The sequence below is a fragment of the Spongiactinospora rosea genome, from assembly GCF_003315795.1.
Lineage (GTDB): Bacteria > Actinomycetota > Actinomycetes > Streptosporangiales > Streptosporangiaceae > Spongiactinospora > Spongiactinospora rosea.
The window spans coordinates 168,540-191,595 of record NZ_QMEY01000013.1 but is presented as its reverse complement, the minus strand read 5'-3'; the positions used below and the strand labels follow the sequence as shown (position 1 = coordinate 191,595).

The window sequence follows — 23,056 nt, the reverse complement described above, 5'->3', positions numbered from 1 at the left end:
TCAGAATTCCGCGCAATAGCCCGCCGGGTGATAGCGTCACACGATGCCACGTACCGACAGGGCCTCGAAGCTGATCGCCGCCCCGCTTGAGCGCGTTTGGGCCGCTCTCATCGATCCCGACGCACTTGCCGCCTGGCTGCCACCGAGCGGAATGACCGGCAGGTTCGAGCGCTTCGACCCCCGCCCGGGCGGCTCCTACCGGATGGTCCTGACCTACGCCGATCCCTCGGACGCCCCGGGCAAGGCCACCGCCGACTCCGACATCGTGGAGGCCCGATTCGTGGACATCGTCCCCGGTGAGCGGGTCGTCCAGGCGATCGACTTCGTCTCCGACGACCCCACGTACTCCGGCACCATGCTCATGACCTGGTCGATCACCGACAACGGCGACGACCACACCCGCATCGACATCATCGCCGAGAACGTCCCCGACGGCATCCCCGCCGAAGCCCACGCCGAGGGCCTGGCTTCATCCCTCACCAACCTCGCCACTCACACCGAGCGATAGCGCCCGTCGCCAGCTCTGCCACGGTCTTGAAGTACCGGGCATGCGTACGCCGCAAATCCTCAAGTGAGCGAGCGCCGAGCACCACGACCTCGATATGAGGATCGCCGGCGTGTTCCCGCTCTACGGCGAAGCGGTCCCGCAACGCCTCATGCGAGTCGAGAAACGCCCGCACACTCAGGACGCGCCCCTCGCGACGGTGATAGACGAGCAGATATCGGTTCATGATCCCGAAGGGCTTCCTAGAGTCAGATCCACTGCACGCGCGTTATGTACACCTCGCGCTGGGGCTCCAGCACCAAATAGGTCATCAGCCCGCGCCCCCCGAACTTCAAGGTCCGCAGGTTGCCTTCGGGGTTGGCCGGATCGAACGGATCTCCGGCCCACGGCGCGAGTTGGAGGAGCTTGAAAGCATCGGACAAGTAAATGAGTGCATCGTCCGGCAGCGCGAGTATCTGCTCCTGAGCGATGGGATCAGGCTGCACGGTGGAGTACATCGATGGCCAGTCTGAGGTTCAGAGCTGGACACCGCGTGCGGCAAGGAGTTGTTCCCAGGTCTTGTCTCCCCTGGGCAACGGCTCCCCGCGAGCGGCGGCGGCTGTGGCGTGGGCGGCCCGCTCGTGCATCTCTCTACGCCCCTGAGGGTCCTTGACCGAGTCGCATGCGATCAGCCACCAGGTGTCGATGAACTCGGCCAGGCGAGCCGCGTCGAGTTGAACCCGTACTTCGGCCAGCACGACGCGCAGGCCCGAGTCGAAAGCCTCCAGATCCTGCGGCACGGTAAGAGCGGCACGGATGGCACGCAGGCTCTTCTCCGGCAGCAGCCCTGTCGGCCGGAAGTCGTACGGCTGCGCGCTCATGATGCCTCCTCTCCATACCGGCCCGTCCACCGACCGGCGCGGTCCGGCACGGCTCCAGAGTACTTCAGCGGGTCCCTGTCAGGTGGGTGGCTTTACCTGGGATGGTGGGTGATTGATCTGGCAGAGTGGGGCATATGGCCGATTCGGTGCGCACGCAGGGGCTTTTCAAGCGTTTCGGGGAACAGGTCGCCGTCGGTGGGGTGGATCTGGTGGTGCCCAAGGGGAGTTTCGCGGGGCTGGTCGGGCCCAATGGGGCCGGGAAGACGACGACGCTCAGCATGATCACGGGGCTGTTGCGGCCGGACGGCGGGGTCGTTCTGGTCGACGGGGTGGATGTGTGGCAGGACCCCGTGGTGGTCAAGGCCGGTATCGGTGTGCTGCCCGAGGGGTTGCGGTTGTTCGAGCGGTTGTCCGGGCGGGAGTTGTTGTCCTACAACGGCCAGCTTCGCGGCATTCCCAAGGCCGAGGTGGAGCGGCGGGCCGGGGAACTGCTCAAGGTCATGGATCTGACCGAGGCGGCGGACAAGCTGGTCGTGGACTACTCGACCGGCATGCGGAAGAAGATCGGCCTGGCCGCCGCGCTGCTGCACAATCCGGCCGTGCTGTTCCTGGACGAGCCGTTCGAGGGCGTCGATCCGGTGAGCGCGAACACCCTCGTCGAGGTGCTGCGCCGGTACACGGCCTCCGGCTCGACCGTGGTGTTCTCCAGCCACGTCATGGATCTGGTGGAACGCCTCTGTGACTGGGTGTCGGTGATGAACCGGGGCCGGATCGTGGCGCAGGGGCCGCTGGCAGAGGTACGCGGGGAGCGCGGGCTGAACCAGGCGTTCCTGGACCTGGTCGGGGTGCGTAACGGCGGCGGAGAGGAGGACGGGCTTTCATGGCTGGGAGCGGCGCGGTCGTAACGAAACCCACCAGGGGACTGACGGCCAAGGCCACGATAGGGCTGTTCGTACGCCTCAAGCTCCGGCTCATCGGCGGCAACCTGCGCGGTGACCTCGCCAGGCAGCTCGGATTCGCGTTCACCGCCGCCATCGCGCTCATCGTCGCCGCCGGCGGGTTCTTCATGATGTCGCTGCTCCGCTTCGCGACACCCGACATGGCGCGCGACGTCGCCATCATCGCGTTCACCCTCATCTTTCTGAGCTGGGCCGTGGTGCCGCTCCTGCTGTTCGGCGTGGACGACACCCTCGACCCCGCCAAGCTCGCCCTGTTCCCCGTACGCAGCGGCCCCCTGACCGCCGGGCTGTTCGCCGCCTCGGCCACCGGGGCGTGGCCGCTGGCCGGCCTGATCGTCATGCTGGGGGCGGTCGCGGGCGCGGCCAGGTCCGCGCAGGGGGCCGTGCTCGGCGTCGTCGCCGTGCTGGTGCTGTTCGCGCTGTGCCTGGTCACCTCGCGGGCGATCACCACGGGCCTGTCCGGGGTGCTGCGCAGCAGGCGGGGCCGGGACCTGCTGGCGGTGTCGGCGATCCTGGTCGTACTGGCCCTCCAGATCCCCAACCTGATGCTCAACAAGGGCCTCTCCGCCGACCCGGAGGTGCTGATCGGCACCGTCGCGGCGATGATGCGCTGGACGCCCTCGGGCATGGCCGCGCACGCCATCGCCGACGGCGGCGCGGCGGGCCTGGCCGAGGTGGCGGTGCTCGCCGTACTGGTCGCGCTGGTCGGGTGGCTGTGGACGCTCGCGCTGCGCCGCGCCCTGGTCACCACCGACGCCTCCACACAGGCGGGCGGCACCAAGGTGCGCAGGTCGCGCGGGGTGGCGGGGCTGCTCCCCGACGGGCCGGTGGCCGCCGTGGTGGCCAAGGACCTCAAGTACGCCCGCAGGGACCCGCGAGGCCGGATCGCCTGGCTCGCCGCGATCATGGTCAGCGGCGTCATCTCCTACTCCCTGACCCAGGACAGCGGACTCCCCAGCACACTCGCCACCGCCGTCGGCCCGGCCTGCCTGGGCGCGCTGGTGATGGGCATGCAGTCGGCCAACGCCTTCGCCCTGGACGGCCGCGCGCTGTGGATGAACGCCGTCGTCTACGGCTCCGGCCGGGCGCTGCGCGCCGACCTCGCCGGACGCCACCTCGCGGTCGCCCTGCTGGCCGGGCCGCTGATCGCGCTCGTGTCCATCGTGACCGGCGTCCTGTCCGGCACGCCGATCTGGGCGCTGCCCGCCATGCTGACCGCCTGGGGCCTGTTCGCCGTCGCGCTCGGCGTGGGCGCGGTCATCAGCGTGGTCTACCCCTACACCGCCCCCGAACGCCTGAACGCCTTCACCGGCGCCGCCCCCGGCCAGGGCGGGGTGGCGTTCGCGTCCGCCCTGCTGGCCATGATCGTCTCCAGTGTGGTGGCGCTGCCGGTCGTGCTGCCCGTGGTGGTGGGCCTGCCGTGGGTGAGCCTGGCCGCGCTGCCGTACGGGCTGCTCATCGCCTGGGCGGGCCGCCGGGTGGCCGGGCACATCGGGTACGCGCGTTTCCCGGAGATTCTGTCCGCCGTGTCCCGACCTACGTAGAACAAGTGGTCTAGTCCAATTGGTGAGACCGGTCTCCGGCCGCGCGCGGCGACTCGCTACCCTTCGAGACATGGTCGCCACCGCATCAGCCGAACGCCACAGCGCCGTCGTCGAGATGCCGGACGAACTCCGGGCCGACGTGCGCATGCTCGGCGAACTGCTCGGGCAGGTGATCGCCGAGCACGGCGGTCCCGGCCTGCTCGCCGACGTCGAGCGCCTGCGCAAGGGCGTGATCGCCGCCCGCAGGCGGCAGAAGCCGATCGACGAGATCGCCACGATGGTCGCGCGCTGGCCCGTCGATCGGGCCGTGCAGATCGCACGCGCGTTCACCTGCTACTTCCACCTCGCCAACCTCGCCGAAGAGCACTACCGCATCCGCACCCTGCGCGCCCGCGACACCGGCGACGCGCCGCTGCCGGAGTCGCTGGCCGCCGCCGTGCACGAGGTCGGTCCCGAGCGGGCGGCCGAGCTGGTGTCCGGGCTGGAGTTCCACCCGGTGCTGACCGCGCACCCGACGGAGGCGCGGCGGCGCGCGGTGGCCACCGCCATCCAGCGGGTCAGCGCGCAGCTCGCCGAGTACAACGCGCCCGCGAGGGGCGCGGGGGAGCGGGCCGAGGCCCGCAGGCGGCTGCTCGAAGAGATCGACCTGCTGTGGCGTACCGCCCAGCTCCGGCACACCCGGCTGGACCCGCTCGATGAGGTCCGCACCGCGATGGCGGCCTTCGACGAGACGCTGTTCCGCGTCGTGCCGCAGGTCTACCGCTCGCTCGACGCCGCGCTCGGCGCGGGCACGGGCACCCGCCCGCCGCTGGCCCGGCCGTTCATCCGCTACGGGAGCTGGATCGGCGGCGACCGCGACGGCAACCCCAACGTCACCTCGTCGGTGACCCGCCAGGCCGTGCTGATCCAGGCCGAACACGTACTGATCGCGCTGGAGAACACCGCCGCCCGCATCGGCCGCGGCCTGACCGTCTCGGCCGAGCTGGCCCCGCCCTCCGCGCGGCTGCGGGCCGCCATCGCCGACGCCGAGGACGCCCACCCCGACATCGTCTCGGAGATGGCCACCCGCTCCCCGCGCGAGCCGCACCGCCAGTGGCTGCTGTTCGTGGCCGCCAGGATCGCCGCGACCCGCAGGCGCGACCTCGACCTCGCCTACCGTACGCCCGCCGACCTGCTGGCCGACCTGCGCGTGTGCCAGGAGTCGCTGGCCGAGGGCGGCGCGGCCCGGCAGGCGTACGGCGAGCTGCAACACCTGATCTGGCAGGTGGAGACGTTCGGTTTTCATCTGGCCGAGCTGGAGGTCCGCCAGCACTCCCAGGTCCACGCCACCGCGCTCGCCGAGATCGCCGCCGGCGAGGTCTCCGAGCGCACCGAGGACGTACTGGCCACCATCCGGGTCATCGCGTGGATCCAGGAGCGGTTCGGGGTCACGGCCTGTTCCCGCTACGTGGTGTCGTTCACCCGCAGCGCCGACGACGTCGCCGCCGTGTACGAGCTGGCCGGGCACGCGCTCGGCGAGCGCGCGCCGGTGCTCGACGTGGTGCCGCTGTTCGAGTCCGGCGAAGACCTCGCCAACGCGCCCGCCGTGCTGTCGGGGATGCTGGAGCTGCCCGCCGTACGCGAGCGGCTGGCCGCCACCGGGCGGCGGCTGGAGGTCATGCTCGGCTACTCCGACTCGGCCAAGGAACTGGGGCCCGCCGCCGCCACCCTGCGGCTGTACCAGGCGCAGGAGGCGCTGGCCGCCTGGGCCCGCGACAACGACGTTCGACTGACGCTCTTCCACGGTCGCGGCGGCGCCCTCGGGCGCGGCGGCGGCCCGGCCAACCGCGCGGTGCTCGCCCAGGCCCCCGGGTCGGTGGGCGGCCGGTTCAAGGTCACCGAGCAGGGCGAGGTCATCTTCGCCCGGTACGGCCACGCCGCCATCGCCCGCCGCCACACCGAGCAGGTCACCCACGCCGTGCTGCTGGCCTCCACAGACGCGGTGGAGCGGCGTACCGCGGCGGCGGCCGACCGGTTCCGCGGGCTGGCCGAGCGGGTCGCCTCCGCCTCCGAGCGGTCCTACCGGGCATTGACCGAATCACCGGGGTTCCCGGAGTGGTTCGCGCTGGTCAGCCCGCTGGAGGAGATCGGCGCGCTGCGGCTGGGCTCGCGTCCCGCCCGGCGCGGGCTGGGCGCGCCGCGCTCGCTCGATGACCTGCGGGCCATCCCGTGGGTGTTCGCCTGGGCGCAGACCCGGGTCAACCTGCCCGGCTGGTACGGCCTGGGCAGCGGCCTTGACGCCGTGATGGCCGAGTCCGGGATCGACGAGCTGCGGGCCGCCTACCAGGAGTGGCCGCTGTTCGCCTCGCTCCTGGACAACGTGGAGATGTCGCTGGCCAAGACCGACCGGGCCATCGCCGAGCGCTACCTCGCGCTCGGTGGCCGGGACGACTACACCGACCAGGTGCTCGGCGAGTACGACCTGACCCGCCGCCTGGTGCTGATGGTCACCGGGCACACCCGCCTGCTGGAGAGCAGGCGGGTGCTCTCGCGGGCCGTGCAGCTCCGCGACCCGTACGTCGACGCGCTGTCCCACCTCCAGCTCCGCGCGCTGGCCGCGCTGCGGGCCGGCGGCGACACGCTGCCGGAGCAGGAGCGGGAGAAGCTGTCCACGCTCCTGCTGCTGTCGGTCAACGGCGTGGCCGCGGGCCTCCAGAACACCGGCTGATCATAGGACCCGCTCCGGGCACGCGTACACGTTGAACCGCTCGCCGCGCAGGAACCCGGCGAGCGTGATGCCGAACTCCCTGGCCAGCTCCACGGCCAGGGAGGACGGCGCGGACACCCCGCACACCACCGAGATCCCGGCGGCCACCGCCTTCTGCACGATCTCGTAGCTGGTCCGCCCGCTGACCAGCAGTACGTGATCGCGCAGCGGGACCCGGCCGCCGAGCACGGCCCAGCCGACCAGCTTGTCCAGCGCGTTGTGCCGCCCGACGTCCTCGCGGGTGGCGAGCGGCGTGCCGTCCGGGGTGAACAGGCCGCAGGCGTGCAGGCCGCCGGTCTTGCCGAACACGCTCTGCGCCTCGCGCAGCTTGCCGGGCAGGCCGTACAGGACGGAGGGCGCGATGCGCGGGCCGTCGCTCGCCGCCAGGTACGGCATGCTGCGCGAGCGCAGCGCGTCGATGGACGCCGTGCCGCACACCCCGCACGCGCTCGATGTCATGAAATGCCGGTCAAGGGAGGGCAGGTCCGGCAGTTCCGCCGCCTCCAGCCGTACCGTCACCGTGTTGTACCGGGCCTCATCCGGCACGTCCTCGTCCGTGCAGTAGCCGATGGCCGCGATGTCCCCGGGACCGGCCACCCCCTCCCCGTGCAGGAACCCGGCGGCCAGCTCGAAGTCCGCCCCGGGGGTCCGCATGGTGATCGCCAGCGTCCGGCGGGCGCCGCCCGCCTGGACGCGGATCTCCAGCGGCTCCTCGGTGACCAGGTCGTCCCGCCGGTCGCGGACCCGCTCGCCGCTGACCTCGCGCAGCCGGGTGCGCGTGGTCGGCCCCTTGCGGACGCTCACGGCGCCGGCCTGGACACGGTGACCATGGCGTTGTAGTCGGGGATGCGGGCGTCGGGAGATCGTCGCGCCTCGTCCAGCAGCACATTGCCCTCCGGCCAGTGGATCTGCAGGTTGCCGGGGGTGAGCGGAGCGCGCAGCACCACCCCCCGGAACGTACGGTCGCCAGGCCCGCGCAGCTCGATCGCGGTGCCGTCGGGCAGCCCGAGCCGGTCGGCGTCGTACGGGCTCATCAGCACGGCCTCCCTGGTCGCGCCGTTGAAGCCGTCGCTGCGCTCGTGGACCATGCTGTTGAACTGCTTGCCGCGCCGGGTGGCGACCATGAACGACCCGTCGGCGCGGGTGAGCGCGGGCAGCGGCACCGCGGAGAACCTCGCGCGCTCGTCAGGGGTCGCGAACTTCCCGTCGGGGCACAGGTGCCGCCCGCCGTACTGCACGTTGTCCCCGAACCGCGACAGGCCCGCGATGCCCGCGTAGAACGGCACCGCCCGCTCGATGTCGGCGCGGATCTGCGGTGTGCCGGTGTAGGTGACCCGGTCGGCGTACTCCGGCCGGACGCGGGCGGCCAGCTCGGTGAAGATCTTCCACTCCGGCCACGCCTCGCCGATGCGCGGCCCCTCGATCTCGGGGGAGAAGATGATCCGCCGCTCGGTGGAGGTCTCGGTCACCCCGCCGACCATCTCATAGCGGGTCTGCGCGGGCAGCAGCAGCACGTCGCCGTCGTCGGCCGGGACCAGCATCTGCGAGGACAGCACGATGTCGATGTGCACCCGCAGCTTCAGCCGGGCCAGGGCCTCCCGGCAGTGCGCGGGGTCGGGCAGCACCTCAAGGAAGTTGCCGCCGGAGGAGACCAGGGCGTCCAGCTCGCCCGCGTGCGCCGCGTCGATCATGTCGGTGGCGGTCAGGCCGGGGGCGTCCGGCACCGGGAAGCCCCACAGCTCGGCGAACTTCGCGGCGTTGTCCGGGGTGACCGGCAGCCCGCCGGGGAGCCCGGTCGCGTACGCGCCCATCTCGGCCCCGCCCTGCACGCCGCTGTGCCCGCGGATCGGCATCAGCCCGCAGTGGTCGCGCCCGACGAACCCCCTGGCCAGCGCGAGGTTCACGATGGCCCGCACGTTGTCCTCGCCGTGCGCGTGCTGGGTGATGCCCATCGACCAGACCAGCACCGCCGAACGCGCCTGGCCCAGCCGCCTGGCCAGGTCGAACATGCTCTTGCGGGACGCGCCGGACTGGGCCTCAAGATCCTCCCAGGACATCTCCTCGACCGCTTTCCCGGCCTGCTCGAACCCGGTGGTGTGCGCGTCGATGAACGCCTGGTCCAGCCAGTCCTGCTCGACCATGTGCTTGAGCACGCCGTTCAGGAAGGCGGCGTCACCGCCGATGTGGACGCCGTAGAAGTGGTCGGTGATCTTGGTGCCGAACACCGCGGACTCGGCGTTGGAGGGCACCCAGTAACGTTCCATTCCGGGCTCGCGGTAGGCGTTGACCATCGCGATCTCGGTCCCGGCCCGCTTGGCGTGGTACAGGTACTTCATCGCCACCGGCTGGTTGTTGGCCGGGTTCGCGCCGATGAACACGATCAGGTCCGAGCCGATCCAGTCGGTGTAGGAGCAGGTCGTGGCCGCCGCGCCGATGGTCTCCTTGAGCGCGACCGTGGAGGGGGAGTGACAGATCCGCGCCGCGTTGTCGATGTTCGGCGAGCCCATCGCGCGGACCGCCTTCTGGGCCGCGAAGTAGTTCTCGTTGGGCACGCCCCGGCTGGTCAGGTACGTCCCGAACCGCGCGTCGCGCACACCGTCCGCCGCGAGCGTCAGCGCCTCGTCCCAGCCGATCCGGCGGAAACCGGGCTCGCCCGAGCGCCGCAGCATCGGGTACGGCAGGCGGCCCAGGTCGCGCAGCTCCGCGCTCCGCCTGCCCGCCAGGGCGGACACGTCCGAAAGCAGCGACACGTCCAGCGCCGGCATGGTGTTCAGCTTGAGCAGCCGCAGCCGGATGTTGCACAGATGGATCTCGTCCATCGACCAATCCCGCATCCCGCGCGTGCCGAGCGCGCACCCGTCGCAGGTGCCCTGGGTCAAGATTCGCCACGCGTACCGCCGGTTCCCCTTGACCGACTGGAACGCCTTCACCAGCTCCAGGTAGTTGTTGGGCTTGCGCTCGCCGATGCCGAACGGCTTCACGCTGGCCCAGTTACGCGGATCGAGACGTTTCTTCATGGACCCATATTGGCCCTGAAGCGGGCATGATTACAGAGTGGCTGAATCGCCGTACACCGATCTGGACCGTCCTCCGCTGTCCCAGGAGGCCCTGAACCGCGCGCTCGTGCGGCCCGGCGGGCTCTGGAGCGGCGTCACCGTCGTGGAGGAGACCGGCTCCACCAACGCCGACCTGGCCGCCGCCGTGCGCGCCGGGGCGCGGGGGGGCCAGGAGGGCGCGGTGCTGGTCGCCGAGCTGCAGTCGGCGGGCCGCGGGCGGCTGGGCCGTACCTGGTCCGCGCCGCCGCGCTCGTCCCTGATGTTCTCCGTCATCCTGCGGCCCACCGTGCCGCCGCCCAGGCAGGGCTGGCTGCCGCTGCTCACCGGCCTCGCCGCGGCCACCGCCGTGGGCCGCCTCGCGGAGGTGGACGTACGCCTGAAGTGGCCCAACGACCTGCTGATCGGCGAGCGCAAGCTGGCCGGGGTGCTGGCCGAGCGGGTGGAGACCTCGATCATCGTCGGGATCGGGCTCAACGTCAGCCTCAACGCCGCGGAGCTGCCGGTCGAGACCGCCACGTCGCTGGCCGTGGAGCAGGCCGCCTGCCTCGACCGTGACCCGCTGCTGCGGGCGGTGCTGCGCGAGCTGGAGACCCGCTACCGCGAGTGGGACGCCGTGGGCGGCGACCCCGACCGCAGCGGGCTGCGCGCCGCCTACCTGGCCGCCTCGGCCACCATCGGCAGCGAGGTCCGCGTCGAGCTGCCCAGCGGCGCGCCGCTGACCGGCACCGCCACCGGCCTGGACGACACCGGCTGCCTGATCGTCTTCTCCGGCGGCAGGGAGCACGCGCTGAGCGCGGGCGACGTCGTCCACGTACGTCCGGGCGTGGCCTGAATCCCGCCTGGAGAGGCGCGTGGCGGACACCGCCCGGACGTGCCACGATTTCCGGCATGGGCCTGCCAGATCACCATCTCACCGAGGGCGAGCTGCGGATCAGCTCCTTCCACCCGCACTGGAAGCGGCTGGTCGTTCCGTTCCTCGCCCTCGTCATCATCGCGGTCGCCTCGGGCGCGGGGATCTTCTTCGTCCCCGCCGACTTCGCCTACGCCGCGTACACCCGGATCGCCATCGCGGTGATCGCGGTCATCCTGCTCACCGTCTGGTCGTTCGTCCCGTACCTGCGGTGGAAGAACACCGCCTACGTGCTGACCACCCACCGCTTCACGATCAGCACCGGCGTGCTCAACAAGTCCACCGACGAGATCCCGATGGCCAAGGTCAACACGGTCAGCTCCGACCAGTCCCTGGTGGAGCGGCTGCTCGGCTGCGGCACGCTCACCGTGGAGTCGGCGGGGGAGCGGGGCCAGATCGCGCTGCGCGACATTCCGAGCATCCAGGAGGTGCGCTCGCAGCTCTTCCGCGCCGTGGAGGACGCCTCGGACGGCGAGGTGGACGCCAAGTGACAATGGGCACTTGACCGCGGCGCGGTAGTAATGATCATTTGACGGTGAGCCGCAGAGATGTGAGGGGTGCACGATGTCGTATGAAGTCCAGGGCGTGATCGCGCGAGCCAAGGGCGAACCGGTCTCGCTCGCGACCGTGCTGGTGCCCGACCCCGGTCCGGGCGAAGTGGTCGTCAACGTGCAGGCGTGCGGCGTCTGCCACACCGACCTGCACTACCGGGAGGGCGGCATCAACGACGAGTTCCCCTTCCTGCTCGGCCACGAGGCGGCGGGCACGGTCGAGGCGGTCGGCGAGGGAGTCACCACGGTCGCCCCCGGCGACTACGTCATCCTCAACTGGCGGGCGGTGTGCGGCGAGTGCCGGGCCTGCCTGCGCGGCCGTCCGTGGTACTGCTTCAACACCCACAACGCCCGGCAGAAGATGACCCTGGCCGACGGCACGGAGCTGAGCCCGGCCCTCGGCATCGGCGCGTTCGTGGAGAAGACGCTGGTGGCGGCGGGCCAGTGCACGAAGGTGGACCGGGCGGCGAGCCCCACGGTGGCCGGGCTGCTCGGCTGCGGCGTGATGGCCGGGCTCGGCGCGGCCATCAACACCGGGGGCGTCACCCGCGGGGACAGCGTGGCCGTGATCGGCTGTGGCGGCGTCGGCGACGCGGCGATCATGGGCTCGTCCCTGGCCGGGGCGCGCACGATCATCGCGGTGGACGTCGATGACCGCAAGCTCGAATGGGCCCGCGGGTTCGGGGCCACCCACACCGTCAACTCCCGCGCCACCGACCCGGTGGAGGCGATCCGCGAGCTGACCGGGGGCCACGGGGCCGACGTCGTGATCGAGGCCGTCGGCCGTCCGGAGACCTACAAGCAGGCGTTCTACGCCCGCGACCTGGCCGGCACCGTGGTGCTGGTGGGCGTGCCCACCCCGGAGATGACGCTGGAGCTGCCGCTGCTCGACGTGTTCGGGCGGGGCGGCGCGCTCAAGTCCTCGTGGTACGGCGACTGCCTGCCCTCCCGTGACTTCCCGATGCTGATCGACCTCTACCTCCAGGGGCGGCTCGACCTCGACAAGTTCGTGTCCGAGACCATCGGGCTGGGCGACGTCGAGGAGGCGTTCGCCCGGATGGGCCGGGGCGAGGTCCTGCGCTCGGTGGTGGTCCTGTGATCGAGAAGGTGGTCACCTCCGGCGTCTTCGCCCTCGACGGCGGCACCTGGGAGGTCGACAACAACGTCTGGATCGTCGGCTCGGCCGAGGAGGTCGTCGTCATCGACGCCGCCCACGACGCGCCCGCCATCCTGGCGGCGGTCGGCGACCGGCGGATCAAGGCCGTGGTGTGCACGCACGCGCACAACGACCACATCAACGCCGCCCGCGGGCTGGTGGAGGCCACCGGGGCGACCGTCCGGCTGCACCCGGCCGACGACGTCCTGTGGCGGATGGAGTACGGCGACGCCCTGCCGTACGCGCCGCTCGCCGACGGCGAGACGCTGACCGTCGGCGGGATCAGGCTGGAGGTGCTGCACACCCCCGGGCACTCGCCGGGGGCGGTGTGCCTGCACGCGCCGGAGGAGCGGACGGTCTTCACCGGCGACACGCTGTTCTCCGGCGGGCCGGGCGCGACGGGCCGGTCCTACTCCTCCTACGACACCATCATCGAGTCGATCAGGACCCGGCTGCTGAGCCTGCCCGGTGACACCGTCGTGCGTACCGGCCACGGCGAATCGACGACGATCGAGGCGGAAGGACCTGCGATAACGGCTTCATGAGACTGTGGCCCAAAGCACATAGGCAAGCCTTACCGAAGTGAGTTATCTTAGGTGTGCCTTACCTAAGAAATGATCTCACTTGAAAGGGCCCTTGCCCAGCCATGTACGTCTGCGTCTGCCGTGCGGTCACGGAGAACGAGGTCCATGACTGCATCGCGGCGGGCGCCAAGTCCGCCCGCGAGATCCGCGACACCACCGGCGCGGGCGGCGACTGTGCCTCCTGTGTGCGAAGGATCTGTGCGATCCTGAAACGGTCTGAGGAATTGGTACCGACCGTATAGCGCAAGGGGCCTGCCGATGCAGGGCGACAAGCAGATCATCGAGCTGCTGAACGAGCAACTGACGTCAGAGCTGACCGCCATCAACCAGTACTTCCTGCATGCCAAGATGCAGCAGAACTGGGGCTATACCAAGCTCGCCGACTACACCCGAGCCGAATCCATCGACGAGATGCGGCACGCCGAACGGCTGACCGACCGCATCCTCTTCCTTGAAGGGCTGCCCAACTACCAGCGCCTGGGCACGATCCAGGTCGGCCAGAACGTACCGGAGCAACTGCGCGCCGACCTTGAGCTGGAGGTCGGCGTCGTGGGCCGGTTGCGTCCGGCCATCACGCTGATGCGCGAGAAGGGCGACATCACCTCGGCCCGGATCTTCGAGGACATCCTCGAAGACGAGGAGCGGCACATCGACTACCTCGAAACCGAGCTGGCCCTCATCGAGACCCTCGGTGAGCAGCTGTACCTGGCCCGCTTCGCCGAGCCGCCCTCCGCCGGGGACGACTGAGCCACCGGCTCACCCACGGACGGGGGCGCGCGTCACGTCAGGCGAGCAGCGTCGCCTTGACCGCGTCGCGGGCGGCCGGCAGACCGGCCCCGAGGCCCGCGAGCGCACGGGCGGCGGCCCCCCGTCCCTCCCGGATGATGCCGAGCAGGATGTGCTCCGTCCCGATGTACCGGTGACCGAGCTCGAAGGCCGAAACCCGGGCCAGCCGCAGCACGTCCGCCGTCCGGCCGCCGGGCCCGTCATCGGAGCGGAACGACCGCTGGATGTCGCGCGGGCGGATGCCCAGCCGCTCCAGCGAGAGCACCGCCACGCCCTGATCGAGGCCGGCGATGGCGAGCAGCAGGTCTTCCGGGGTGACGTCCTGCTCGCGGGCCGCCGCCTGCCGCCCGGCCAGCGCGAGGACCTTCCCGGCCCGGTCGGTGAGCAGCCGATCCAGCGACCGGCGCAGCACGGTTCGCCTCATGCGGATCATATGGACACTCCAGTCAGAGCCGCCGATGTGCGCCAATGTTACCTTTGGCGTGCCTGAAACATGATCTAAACGGGGGGACCTCACGTGGTGAGCGCCGGTGTGCACGCCTATCTCAGGTCGGTGGCCGGCGAGCGGGCGCGGCGGGCCGGGCCGTTCGTGATCCGGTTCGACGAGCACGACGACGCCCCGCCGTTCAACTACGCGATCCCCGATGACGGCGTGGCCCCCACGGCGGACGAGGTGGCGGCGCTGGTGGCGGAGTTCCGGGAGCGGGGCAGGATGCCGCGGCTGGAGTACGTGCCGCAGGCCGCGCCGCAGGTCGAGGCGGCGCTGCTCGCGGCCGGGTTCACCGTGGAGGGCCGCTACCCGCTGCTGGTGTGCCCGCCGGGCGGGGTGGTGGACGCGCCTGTGGACGCCGCCGTACGGGTCTCCCTGGTGACCGGCGACGCGGGCCTCTGGGCCGCCGCCCGGGTGATGAACGCGGCCTTCGACGCCCCCGAGGCGGGCGAGCACGACGTGGCGCGGCTGCGGGGCGTCCTCGCCAGTGGCGGGCTCGTGGCCACCGCCGTGGACACGGACGGCGGCGACGTGGTGGGGGCCGGGCAACTCGGCGGCCCGCACGAAGGGGTGGCCGAGGTCGCGGGCATCGCGGTGCTGCCCTCGCACCGGCGGCGCGGCATCGCCGGGGCGATCACCGCGCTGCTGACCCGCGCCGGGGCCGACGCCGGGATCACCACGCCGTTCCTCACCCCCGCCGACGATGCGGCCGCCCGCGTGTACGCCAGGGTCGGCTACCGCCGCGCCGGGGAGGCGCTGTTCATCTCGCTCCCCTGACGTGTACGGGGTGATTCGGGGGATAAGCGGAGACACGCCCGCTGAATTGGGATCTGACATGCATTAGCGATTCCGATGGAATTTTGGATGGGCGGCTTTGGGGGAAGGGTTATGCCGCGTCGGCCGGGCGGACGCGCGAAACGACGGGCGATGCAAGATGACAAACCGTCATTTATCAATGTTTGCCCAGGTCAATGGATAGGTCAATGACAAGTCAAACCGTGCGCTGCATGCGGGAAACGATCCTCTAAGGTCCTACGATCGCTTCATGACCTGCGTACTTCTCGCCGAGGACGACACCTCGATCTCCGAGCCGCTCGCGCGCGCACTGCGCCGCGAGGGCTATCAGGTGGAGGTGAGCCCCGACGGCCCGCAGGCCCTGGAAAGGGCTTTGTCGGGGGGCATCGACCTGATCGTTTTGGATTTGGGCCTTCCGGAGATGGACGGCCTGGAAGTCGCCCGCCGGATTCGCGCGGAAGGGCACGGCACGCCCGTGCTCATTCTCACCGCGCGAGTCGATGAGGTGGACACGGTAGTCGGGCTGGACGCCGGAGCCGACGATTACGTCACCAAGCCGTTCCGGCTCGCCGAGCTGCTGGCACGGGTGCGGGCGCTGCTGCGCCGCGGCACCTCCGAGACGCCGGTGGTGCAAGGCGTGCGGATCGACGCCGACTCCCGCCGCGCCTGGATGGGCGACAAGGAGCTGCATCTGACCACCAAGGAGTTCGACCTGCTGCGGGTGCTGGTCAGGGACGCCGGCAAGGTGGTCACCCGCGAGCAGATCATGCGCGAGGTGTGGGACACCAACTGGTGGGGTTCCACCAAGACCCTCGACATGCACATCTCGTGGCTGCGCCGCAAACTGGGTGACGACGCCGCCAAGCCGCGGTACATCACGACGGTCCGGGGGGTCGGGTTCCGGTTCGAGCGCGAGTAGGCGATGCGCCGACGACTACTGTCCTCCACCCTGGTCGTCGCGGTCATCGCGGTACTCCTGCTGGGCGTGCCGCTCGGCGTCGTGGTGAGCCGGTTGATCGTGGACGAGGCCGGACAGGAGCTCCAGTCCGACGCGCGGCGGCTGCTGGGCGAGGTCGAGTACGCCCGCATCCAGGACGAACCCATCGACGCCGAGCAGGTCGCGCGCAACTACCCTGACCGCTACATCCAGGTGTACGAGGGCGGCAACCCCCCGAGGGCCACGATCGTCGGGACCGAGCCGCCCGCGGGCAGCAAGATGACCGCCGACGCCCACTCGGAGAGCGGGGTGTGGGTGCAGGTCAGCCGTGACCGCGGCCAGGTCGAACAGGACGTCCGGGCGCGGCTGCTGCTGATCGTGGCGCTCGCGGTGGCGGCGCTGGCCGTCGCGGTGGGGCTGGCGATCGTGCAGTCCCGCCGGCTCACGCTGCCGCTGCGCGACCTCGCCATGATCGCCGAGAAGCTGGGCTCGGGCGACGCGCGCCCGAGCAAGCACCGTTACGGCATCCAGGAACTCGACCGGGTCGCCCAGGTGCTCGACCGCAGCGCCACGCGCATCTCCGACCTGCTGAGCCGGGAGCGGGAGTTCGCCACCGAGGCGTCCCACCAGCTCCGCACCCCGCTCACCGGCCTCACCATGCGGCTGGAGGAGATCGTCGCCGCCGCGGACGAGCCCGAGGTGGTACGCGAGGAGGGCGAGGCGGCCATCGTGCAGGCCGAACGGCTGACCGCCGTGATCAACGAACTGCTCACCGCGGCCCGCAGGCAGCGGCACTCCCAGGCCGCGCCGATCGCCATCGACCCGATCCTGGTCCAGCAGGTCACCGAGTGGGAGCCGGCGTTTCGCAGGTCCGGCAGGAAGCTCATGCTGGACGGCGACCGCGGCCTGCGGGCGATGGCCACCCCGGGCGCGCTCGGCCAGGTGGTGGCCTCGCTGCTGGAGAACTCCCTGGAGCACGGCGGCGGCCCCGTCATCGTCACCACCAGCAGCACCGAGAAGTCGATCGTGATCGAGGTGGGCGACCAGGGGCCGGGGATCGCCGACGACCTGGCCTCGCGGGTGTTCGAGCGGCACGTGAGCGGCGGCGGGGGCACCGGGCTCGGGCTCACCCTGGCCCGCGCCCTGGCGGCGGCGGACGGCGGGCGGCTGGAACTGCTGCGGCCACGTCCGGCGGTGTTCGGGGTGTTCCTGCTGCCGGTGGGCCAGGAGGAGGAGCTGGGGGAGGCGGCGGAGCCGGGCGAGAACGGCGACGGCCGCAACCGCGCGGTGAGCGGGCCCGCGTGAACCCGCGCGACGTCAGCGGGCCTCGGTGTACTCGGGCTTGGTCTCGGCCGACTCCAGGAAGACCCACTTCTTGTAGGACCAGAACCGGAACAGCGTGCCCAGGGCGGTGCCGATGATCAGCGCGATGTTGTAGCTCAGTATGTCTTCCAGGCCGAGCGTGTAGGTCACGAAGCCGATCACCAGCATCGAGATCAGCAGGCCGACCCCGTTGAGGGCGAAGAACAGCACGTACTCGCGGGCCAGCCCGCTCTGCTGGCGGTCCCGCCAGGTCCAGAAGCGGTTGCCGAGGTAGGCGAAGGTGGCGGCCAGGACGGTGGGGATGGCCTTGGAGACCAGCGGGCCGAGGTCCAGACCGAAACGCAGCAGGTTGGAGCCGCCGTAGTCGATGACGAACGCGATGGCGCCGATCGTGCCGAACTTGGCCAGCTCATGCACCAGGGCCGCGATGCGCTGGTAGACGCGAGTGAGAAGCTGCACGGCTTCGGTACGGTCCTTTCGGTTCGCCGCCCGGGAACCGGCCGGCTGGTCTCTGTTCATCAGGCTACCGGGGGAGTGGTCGCCTGTGTACGCCTGTTACTGGAAGGCACCACGGTTGCACCGTTCTGCCAGGATGGAAATATCAGGCTTTGACTGATCTTTCACAGTGAATGCGGATAATCTTCGCATCTGCGCACGTTATGGGGCGACCGCCGGAGGGTCTGGCTAGCATCCGAGGGGTGATGGCAATCCGGCGGAAATCCGCCCTCACTGTGGCCGATGCCCGCGTTGAGCTGGGCGGCAACCTGGTTCTCGACGGCGTCGACCTGAGCGCCGCGACCGGCGAGGCGGTCGCGATCATGGGGGACAACGGGGTGGGGAAGTCCACGCTGTTGCGCGGTCTGGCGGGCCTGCAGCGGCTCGACTCCGGCGAGATCGACGTACTAGGCGGCGGCCCGCCCCGCGACGACGCGGCCTTCTGGGGCGATGTGGTGCTGGTGGCCGACGAGCCCGGCTGGTACCCCGGCCTGACCGTCGAGGAGCACCTGGGCCTGGTACAGGCCGTGTACGGCGAGACGCGCATGACCGCCGCCGACGCCCTGGCGACCTTCGACCTGCGGGCGCGCGCCGACGTGGCCCCGCTGAACCTCTCCACGGGCCAGCGGCAGCGGTTGTCGCTGGCCATGGCCCTGCTGCGGCCGAGCCGCCTGCTGCTGCTCGACGAGCCGGAACGCGGGCTCGACGCCGGTTTCCGGCCCCGGCTGGGGGAGATCCTGCGCGGGTACACGGCGGCGGGCGGCACGGTGGTGATGGCCACCCACGACCAGGGCCTCGCCGAGTCCGCCGGCGCCCGCCTGGTACGGCTGTCCGAGGGCCGGGCGGTCGCCCGATGAACGCTGACCGGACCGTGCTCGCCGTACGCGCGTACGTCAGGTCGCGGCGGCAGGACCACCCGCGGCCCCGGAGCTGGAGCGACCGCTACGCGGCGGTGTTCGGGCTGGCCATGGCGGCCGTGCTGCTGGCGCACCCGCTCTCGCTGGCGCTGGGCGCGGTCGCCCGGCAGGCCGACCCCGCGCGGATCGTGCCCGGCCTGATCCTGGTCGTGCTGGCCCTGGGCGCCTTCCTCGCCGCGGCCCGCGCCCTGGGCCCGGTCGCGGTGTCCGCGGCCGACGCCGCCTGGCTGGTGCTCTCGCCGCTGCCCCGCCGCGCGGTGCTGAGCCGGTCCGCGGGCATCCTGCTGGCGGTCGCGCTGGCCGCCGGGGTCGCGATCGGGTTCGGGCTGCTGGCCGTACTGGGGCCGGAGAGCGGGCTCGCGGCCGCCGTACTGACCTCCGCGGTGCTCGGCATGTCCGCCTCGGCGGGCGGGATGGCGCTGAGCGTACTCGCGCAGGCCGACCCCGGCTGGGACCGGGCGTGGCCCGCGGCGGTCCTCACACTCGTCGTGCTGGTCGTGCTGGCCGCCGTGTTCGTCCCGGTACCGGGCAGTGCCGCCGCCGTGGTCGCCGCGGCCCTGCTCGCCCGGCGTGCCTGGGCCGCCCTGACCCGTCTGCCCGCCGCCTCCGTACTGGCCGCCTCCACCAGGGCCGGGCACCTGGCCGCGGGCACGGCCGGACTCGACCCGTCCACCCTCACCTGGATCGCCGAGGACAACCACTGGCGTTCCCGCGTCCTCCGCTCCCGCCCCTGGCCCGCTCTGCTGACCACGGCCCGGCGTGGGTTCCGCACGTCGTTGGCGCCGGCCTGGTACGACTGGCGCAGGTTCGCCCGCCGCCCCTTGCGGGCCGTGGCGCTGGCCGCGTCCGCCGCGCTGCCCGCCCTGGCCGCGCCCGACCAGGGCGGCCTCACCGCGGTCCTGCTGTTCGGCGGCGCGATGACCGCCGCCGTGGCCGGTACGGCCGGCATGCGCCGGGACGCCAGCGACCCCTCCCTGTCCCGCCTGCTCGGCCTCGCCCCCCGTCCCACCCGGGCGGCCAGAAGCCTGCTCCCGGCCCTGCTGAGCTGCGCCTGGCTGGCCCTCGCCCTGGTGTTCCTCGGACTGCCCGGCCTGCTGCCGTTCGCCCCGCTCGCCGCCCCCGCCATCGCCGCGGGCGCGCTGCGGATGGCCGCGCGGCGGCCGATCGACCACTCGATGCCGGCCTTCGAGACCCCCGGCGGCGCGATCCCGCTGGGCCCCATGATCTGGGCGCTGACCGGCATCGACATCGCCGTCATCGGCAGCCTGCCGTTCCTGACCGCCCTTACCGGGCCGTCGGCGCTCGCGGCCACGCTCGCCGCGCAGGCCGTGACCGGGGCCGGGGTGCTCGCCGCCTGGGTGTGGTGGGCCGCTCGGTGACCACCGGTAAGCTGAGCCGACGTGAGCAGCCACGATATGCCTGATGCCGGTATGCCGGTGGTCGGAATGGTGGGCGCCGGGCAACTCGCCCGGATGACCCAGCAGGCCGCCATCGGCCTGGGCGTCGATCTGCGCGTGCTGGCCGGTGGCACCGGCGAGAGCGCGGCCCGCGTCATCTCCGACGTCCGCGTCGGCGACTACCGAGACCTCGACGACCTGCGCGACTTCGCCAAGGGGTGCGCGGTGGTCACGTTCGACCACGAGCACGTGCCGACCGGCCACATCGCGGCCCTGGCCGCCGACGGGATCGCCGTACGCCCGGGCGCCGAGGCCCTGGTCCACGCCCAGGACAAGGCCGTCATGCGCGAACGCCTGACCGCCGTGGGCGCGCCCTGCCCGCCGTGGCGGCGGGTGGCCACAGAGGCGGAGGTCAGGGAGTTCGGCGACGAGCACGGCTGGCCGGTGGTGCTCAAGGCGATACGCGGCGGCTACGACGGCCGGGGCGTGTGGATCTGCGACGATCCCGCCGAGGCGGCCGAGGTCCTGGGCGGCGGGGTGGCCCTGATGGCCGAGGCGTACGTGCCGTTCGAGCGTGAGCTGGCCGTACTGGTCGCGCGCTCCCCGCACGGGCAGGGCGTCAGCTACCCGGTGGTGGAGACCGTGCAGCGCGACGGCATCTGCGTCGAGGTGCTCGCTCCCGCCCCCGGCCTGGACCCCGAGCACGCCGCCGAGGCGCAGCGGGTCGGCCTGAAGATCGCCAACGAGCTGGGCGTGACCGGGCTGCTCGCGGTGGAGATGTTCCAGACCAAGACCGGCATGCTGGTCAACGAGCTGGCGATGCGCCCGCACAACAGCGGCCACTGGACGATCGAGGGCGCCCGCACCTCGCAGTTCGAGCAGCACCTGCGGGCCGTGCTGGACCTCCCGCTCGGCTCGCCGTCCATGACCGCGCCCGTGGTGGTCATGGCCAACGTCCTGGGCGGCGACGACCCCGACCTGTTCGCCCGCTACGAGCACGTCATGGCCCACGACCCCGGGGTGAAGGTGCACTTCTACGGCAAGGAGGTACGCCCCGGGCGCAAGATCGGCCACGTCACGGCGCTCGGCGACGACCTCGCCTCCGTACGCGAGCGCGCCCGCCACGCGGCGGTCTACCTCTCCGAAGGGATCTACACGTGACGCCGGTCGTCGGGATCGTGATGGGCAGTGACTCCGACTGGCCGGTGATGCGGGCGGCCGGGGAGGCGCTGGAGGAGTTCGGCGTGCCGTACGAGGCCGATGTCGTCTCGGCGCACCGCATGCCGCACGAGATGATCGCGTACGGCGAGCGCGCGGCCGGCCGCGGCCTGTCGGTCATCATCGCGGGCGCGGGCGGCGCGGCGCACCTGCCCGGCATGCTCGCCTCGGTGACGCCGCTGCCGGTGATCGGCGTGCCGGTCCCCCTGAAGTACCTCGACGGGATGGACTCCCTGCTGTCGATCGTGCAGATGCCGGCCGGGGTGCCGGTGGCCACAGTGGCGGTGGGCGGGGCGCGCAACGCGGGCCTGCTGGCCGTGCGCATCCTGGCGGCGGGCGACCACGCGCTGCGCGAGCGCATGGTCGCCTTCCAGGACGACCTGCGGGCCCAGGCCCACGCCAAGGGCGAACGGCTCCGGGAGTCTCAGGGGCGGCCCAGCGCCCGGTAGTGCCAGGCGGCGGCCCGCCAGGTCTCGGCGTCGAGCGCGTTGCGCCCGTCCACGATCTTGCGGGTCGCCACCACCTGGCCCAGCTCCTCAGGGTCCAGGTCGATGAACTCCTGCCACTCGGTCAGCAGCAGCACCACGTGCGCGCCGCGCGCCGCCGCGAGGGCCGACTCGCCGTACGTCAGCTCGGGGTGGGCCATGCGCGCGTTGTCCAGGGCCACCGGGTCGTAGACCGTCACCCGCCCGCCCTGGTGGCCGATCGTCACCGCCACGTCCAGCGCGGGCGAGTCGCGGATGTCGTCGGAGTTGGGTTTGAACGCCGCGCCGAGCACCGCCACCGTGCAGCCGTGGAAGGACCCGCCGACCAGCTCGCGGGCCAGGTCCACCATCCGGGCGCGGCGCCGCATGTTGATCGCGTCCACCTCGCGCAGGAACGTCAGCGCCTGGTCGGCCCCCAGCTCACCGGCCCGCGCCATGAAGGCCCTGATGTCCTTGGGCAGGCAGCCGCCGCCGAAGCCGAGCCCCGGGTTGAGGAACTTGCCGCCGATCCGCTCGTCGAAGGACAGCGCCAGCGAGAGCTGCTTGACGTCGGCGTGGGAGGACTCGCAGACCTCCGCCATCGCGTTTATGAAGGAGATCTTGGTGGCCAGGAACGCGTTGGCCGCGTTCTTGACCAGCTCCGACGTCGGGTAGTCGGTGACCACGACGGGCACGTCCTCGCCGAGCGGCGCGTAGATGTCCCGCAGGATCTTCTCGGCGCGCTCGCTGGCCACGCCGAGCACGATCCGGTTGGGGTGCAGGGTGTCCTGGACGGCGAAGCCCTCGCGCAGGAACTCCGGATTCCAGGCCAGCTCGGCGTTGGTTCCGGAGGGCGCCAGGCGTACCAGCTTGTCGGCCAGCCGCTGCGCGGTGCCCACCGGCACCGTGGACTTGCCCACCACCAGGCACTCGCGGGTCAGGTGCGGTGCCAGTGACTCGACCACGGCGTCCAGGTAGGAGACGTCCGCGGCGTTCTCGCCGCGCTTCTGCGGCGTCCCCACGCACACGAAGTGGACATCGCCGAACTCGGCCACCTCCTCGTAGGAGGTGGTGAAGCGCAGCCGTCCGTTGGCGAGGTTGCGTACCAGCACCTCGCGCAGCCCCGGTTCGTGGATCGGGAGGTCACCGGCGCGCAATCGTTCGATCTTGGCGGCGTCGACGTCGAGGCCGAGCACCTCGAAGCCCAGCTCGGCCATGCACGCGGCATGCGTCGCGCCGAGATAGCCGGTTCCCAGCACCGTGAGGCGATACGCCACGTCTGCGCTCCTCTCGACAGCGCCAATGATGTATGGACCAATCATCCTGGTCGGGTTGCCGAGGCATGCTATCGGCCCCTCGCGTT

Annotated in this window: 24 protein-coding genes; 17 read left to right on the top strand and 7 right to left on the bottom strand. The window is 71.6% G+C overall.

What is annotated here, in order from left to right:
• The first annotated feature begins 43 nt into the window (after positions 1-43).
• The gene (locus DP939_RS27065; RefSeq protein ID WP_113983584.1) at positions 44-508 is read left to right on the top strand and encodes an SRPBCC family protein; all 465 of its coding nucleotides are present in this window, start codon (positions 44-46) and stop codon (positions 506-508) included.
• A gap of 245 nt (positions 509-753) precedes the next feature.
• Here the strand turns inward: DP939_RS27065 and DP939_RS27060 are convergent, their stop codons facing one another.
• Positions 754-1,002 carry a hypothetical protein gene (locus DP939_RS27060; protein WP_113983583.1) on the bottom strand — a complete coding sequence of 83 codons (249 nt, stop codon included), beginning with the start codon at positions 1,000-1,002 and terminating at the stop codon, positions 754-756.
• Positions 1,003-1,020: 18 nt separating this feature from the next.
• Positions 1,021-1,365: a DUF6247 family protein gene (locus DP939_RS27055; RefSeq protein WP_113983582.1), complete on the bottom strand. Its 345-nt coding sequence runs from the start codon at positions 1,363-1,365 to the stop codon at positions 1,021-1,023.
• A gap of 134 nt (positions 1,366-1,499) precedes the next feature.
• On the opposite strand from DP939_RS27055, the gene DP939_RS27050 reads away from it, so the two are divergent.
• The 3 genes from DP939_RS27050 (at position 1,500) to DP939_RS27040 (ending at position 6,575) form a co-directional block, all read left to right on the top strand.
• Positions 1,500-2,270 carry an ABC transporter ATP-binding protein gene (locus DP939_RS27050; RefSeq protein ID WP_113983581.1) on the top strand — a complete coding sequence of 257 codons (771 nt, stop codon included), beginning with the start codon at positions 1,500-1,502 and terminating at the stop codon, positions 2,268-2,270.
• On the top strand, positions 2,246-3,868 hold the full coding sequence (locus DP939_RS27045; protein WP_113983580.1) for a hypothetical protein: 1,623 nt from the start codon (positions 2,246-2,248) through the stop codon (positions 3,866-3,868). The genes DP939_RS27050 and DP939_RS27045 overlap by 25 nt, the downstream gene beginning before the upstream one ends.
• 70 nt (positions 3,869-3,938) lie before the next feature.
• Positions 3,939-6,575 carry a phosphoenolpyruvate carboxylase gene (locus DP939_RS27040; protein WP_113983579.1) on the top strand — a complete coding sequence of 879 codons (2,637 nt, stop codon included), beginning with the start codon at positions 3,939-3,941 and terminating at the stop codon, positions 6,573-6,575.
• Here the strand turns inward: DP939_RS27040 and fdhD are convergent, their stop codons facing one another.
• Positions 6,576-7,418 carry a formate dehydrogenase accessory sulfurtransferase FdhD gene (gene fdhD / locus DP939_RS27035; protein ID WP_113983578.1) on the bottom strand — a complete coding sequence of 281 codons (843 nt, stop codon included), beginning with the start codon at positions 7,416-7,418 and terminating at the stop codon, positions 6,576-6,578.
• Positions 7,415-9,631 (bottom strand): FdhF/YdeP family oxidoreductase, encoded by a 2,217-nt coding sequence (locus DP939_RS27030; RefSeq protein ID WP_113983577.1) that lies wholly within the window; start codon positions 9,629-9,631, stop codon positions 7,415-7,417. Before DP939_RS27030 ends, fdhD begins: the two co-directional genes overlap by 4 nt.
• A 37-nt stretch (positions 9,632-9,668) precedes the next feature.
• Here DP939_RS27030 and DP939_RS27025 point away from each other — a divergent pair, with 37 nt between their 5' ends.
• The 6 genes from DP939_RS27025 to bfr all read left to right on the top strand — a co-directional run bounded on the left by DP939_RS27025 (position 9,669) and on the right by bfr (position 13,618).
• A complete protein-coding gene (locus tag DP939_RS27025) occupies positions 9,669-10,502 on the top strand; it encodes a biotin--[acetyl-CoA-carboxylase] ligase (protein WP_113983576.1) in 834 nt (277 codons plus the stop codon).
• Between the two features lie 56 nt (positions 10,503-10,558).
• Positions 10,559-11,071, top strand: a complete 513-nt coding sequence (locus DP939_RS27020) for a PH domain-containing protein (RefSeq protein ID WP_113983575.1) — start codon at positions 10,559-10,561, stop codon at positions 11,069-11,071.
• A 73-nt stretch (positions 11,072-11,144) separates the two neighbouring features.
• Positions 11,145-12,230 (top strand): S-(hydroxymethyl)mycothiol dehydrogenase, encoded by a 1,086-nt coding sequence (locus DP939_RS27015; RefSeq protein ID WP_113983574.1) that lies wholly within the window; start codon positions 11,145-11,147, stop codon positions 12,228-12,230.
• Positions 12,227-12,832, top strand: coding sequence for an MBL fold metallo-hydrolase (locus DP939_RS27010; RefSeq protein ID WP_113983573.1), 606 nt, complete (start codon positions 12,227-12,229; stop codon positions 12,830-12,832). Before DP939_RS27015 ends, DP939_RS27010 begins: the two co-directional genes overlap by 4 nt.
• Before the next feature lie 101 nt (positions 12,833-12,933).
• Complete coding sequence (locus DP939_RS27005; RefSeq protein ID WP_111167446.1) at positions 12,934-13,113, top strand: (2Fe-2S)-binding protein; 180 nt, start codon at positions 12,934-12,936, stop codon at positions 13,111-13,113.
• A gap of 16 nt (positions 13,114-13,129) precedes the next feature.
• A complete protein-coding gene (gene bfr, locus DP939_RS27000; protein WP_113983572.1) occupies positions 13,130-13,618 on the top strand; it encodes a bacterioferritin in 489 nt (162 codons plus the stop codon).
• 37 nt (positions 13,619-13,655) lie between these two features.
• Here the strand turns inward: bfr and DP939_RS26995 are convergent, their stop codons facing one another.
• Positions 13,656-14,081 carry a Clp protease N-terminal domain-containing protein gene (locus tag DP939_RS26995; RefSeq protein ID WP_158578701.1) on the bottom strand — a complete coding sequence of 142 codons (426 nt, stop codon included), beginning with the start codon at positions 14,079-14,081 and terminating at the stop codon, positions 13,656-13,658.
• A gap of 96 nt (positions 14,082-14,177) precedes the next feature.
• Between DP939_RS26995 and DP939_RS26990 the strand changes: the two genes are divergently transcribed.
• The 3 genes from DP939_RS26990 to DP939_RS26980 all read left to right on the top strand — a co-directional run bounded on the left by DP939_RS26990 (position 14,178) and on the right by DP939_RS26980 (position 17,184).
• Positions 14,178-14,924 (top strand): GNAT family N-acetyltransferase, encoded by a 747-nt coding sequence (locus DP939_RS26990; RefSeq protein WP_147268156.1) that lies wholly within the window; start codon positions 14,178-14,180, stop codon positions 14,922-14,924.
• A gap of 268 nt (positions 14,925-15,192) precedes the next feature.
• The gene (locus tag DP939_RS26985) at positions 15,193-15,861 is read left to right on the top strand and encodes a response regulator transcription factor (RefSeq protein WP_012888073.1); all 669 of its coding nucleotides are present in this window, start codon (positions 15,193-15,195) and stop codon (positions 15,859-15,861) included.
• A 3-nt stretch (positions 15,862-15,864) separates the two neighbouring features.
• On the top strand, positions 15,865-17,184 hold the full coding sequence (locus DP939_RS26980; RefSeq protein ID WP_113983569.1) for an ATP-binding protein: 1,320 nt from the start codon (positions 15,865-15,867) through the stop codon (positions 17,182-17,184).
• 12 nt (positions 17,185-17,196) lie between these two features.
• Here DP939_RS26980 and DP939_RS26975 read toward each other — a convergent pair whose 3' ends face one another.
• Positions 17,197-17,661 carry a GtrA family protein gene (locus tag DP939_RS26975; protein ID WP_225878523.1) on the bottom strand — a complete coding sequence of 155 codons (465 nt, stop codon included), beginning with the start codon at positions 17,659-17,661 and terminating at the stop codon, positions 17,197-17,199.
• 242 nt (positions 17,662-17,903) lie between these two features.
• Between DP939_RS26975 and DP939_RS26970 the strand changes: the two genes are divergently transcribed.
• From DP939_RS26970 to purE, 4 genes are read left to right on the top strand one after another with little or no spacing between them, the layout of a single operon-like run.
• On the top strand, positions 17,904-18,554 hold the full coding sequence (locus DP939_RS26970; RefSeq protein ID WP_113983567.1) for an ABC transporter ATP-binding protein: 651 nt from the start codon (positions 17,904-17,906) through the stop codon (positions 18,552-18,554).
• Positions 18,551-19,993 carry a DUF6297 family protein gene (locus DP939_RS26965; protein WP_113983566.1) on the top strand — a complete coding sequence of 481 codons (1,443 nt, stop codon included), beginning with the start codon at positions 18,551-18,553 and terminating at the stop codon, positions 19,991-19,993. The genes DP939_RS26970 and DP939_RS26965 overlap by 4 nt, the downstream gene beginning before the upstream one ends.
• A 36-nt stretch (positions 19,994-20,029) precedes the next feature.
• On the top strand, positions 20,030-21,172 hold the full coding sequence (locus DP939_RS26960; RefSeq protein ID WP_113983565.1) for a 5-(carboxyamino)imidazole ribonucleotide synthase: 1,143 nt from the start codon (positions 20,030-20,032) through the stop codon (positions 21,170-21,172).
• Between the two features lie 20 nt (positions 21,173-21,192).
• Positions 21,193-21,678 (top strand): 5-(carboxyamino)imidazole ribonucleotide mutase, encoded by a 486-nt coding sequence (gene purE, locus DP939_RS26955; RefSeq protein ID WP_113983643.1) that lies wholly within the window; start codon positions 21,193-21,195, stop codon positions 21,676-21,678.
• Here purE and DP939_RS26950 read toward each other — a convergent pair.
• Entirely contained in the window at positions 21,654-22,970 is a 1,317-nt protein-coding gene (locus tag DP939_RS26950; protein WP_113983564.1) for a UDP-glucose dehydrogenase family protein, read from the bottom strand. The two genes, purE and DP939_RS26950, sit on opposite strands and share 25 nt — an antisense overlap.
• Between the last annotated feature and the right edge of the window lie 86 nt (positions 22,971-23,056).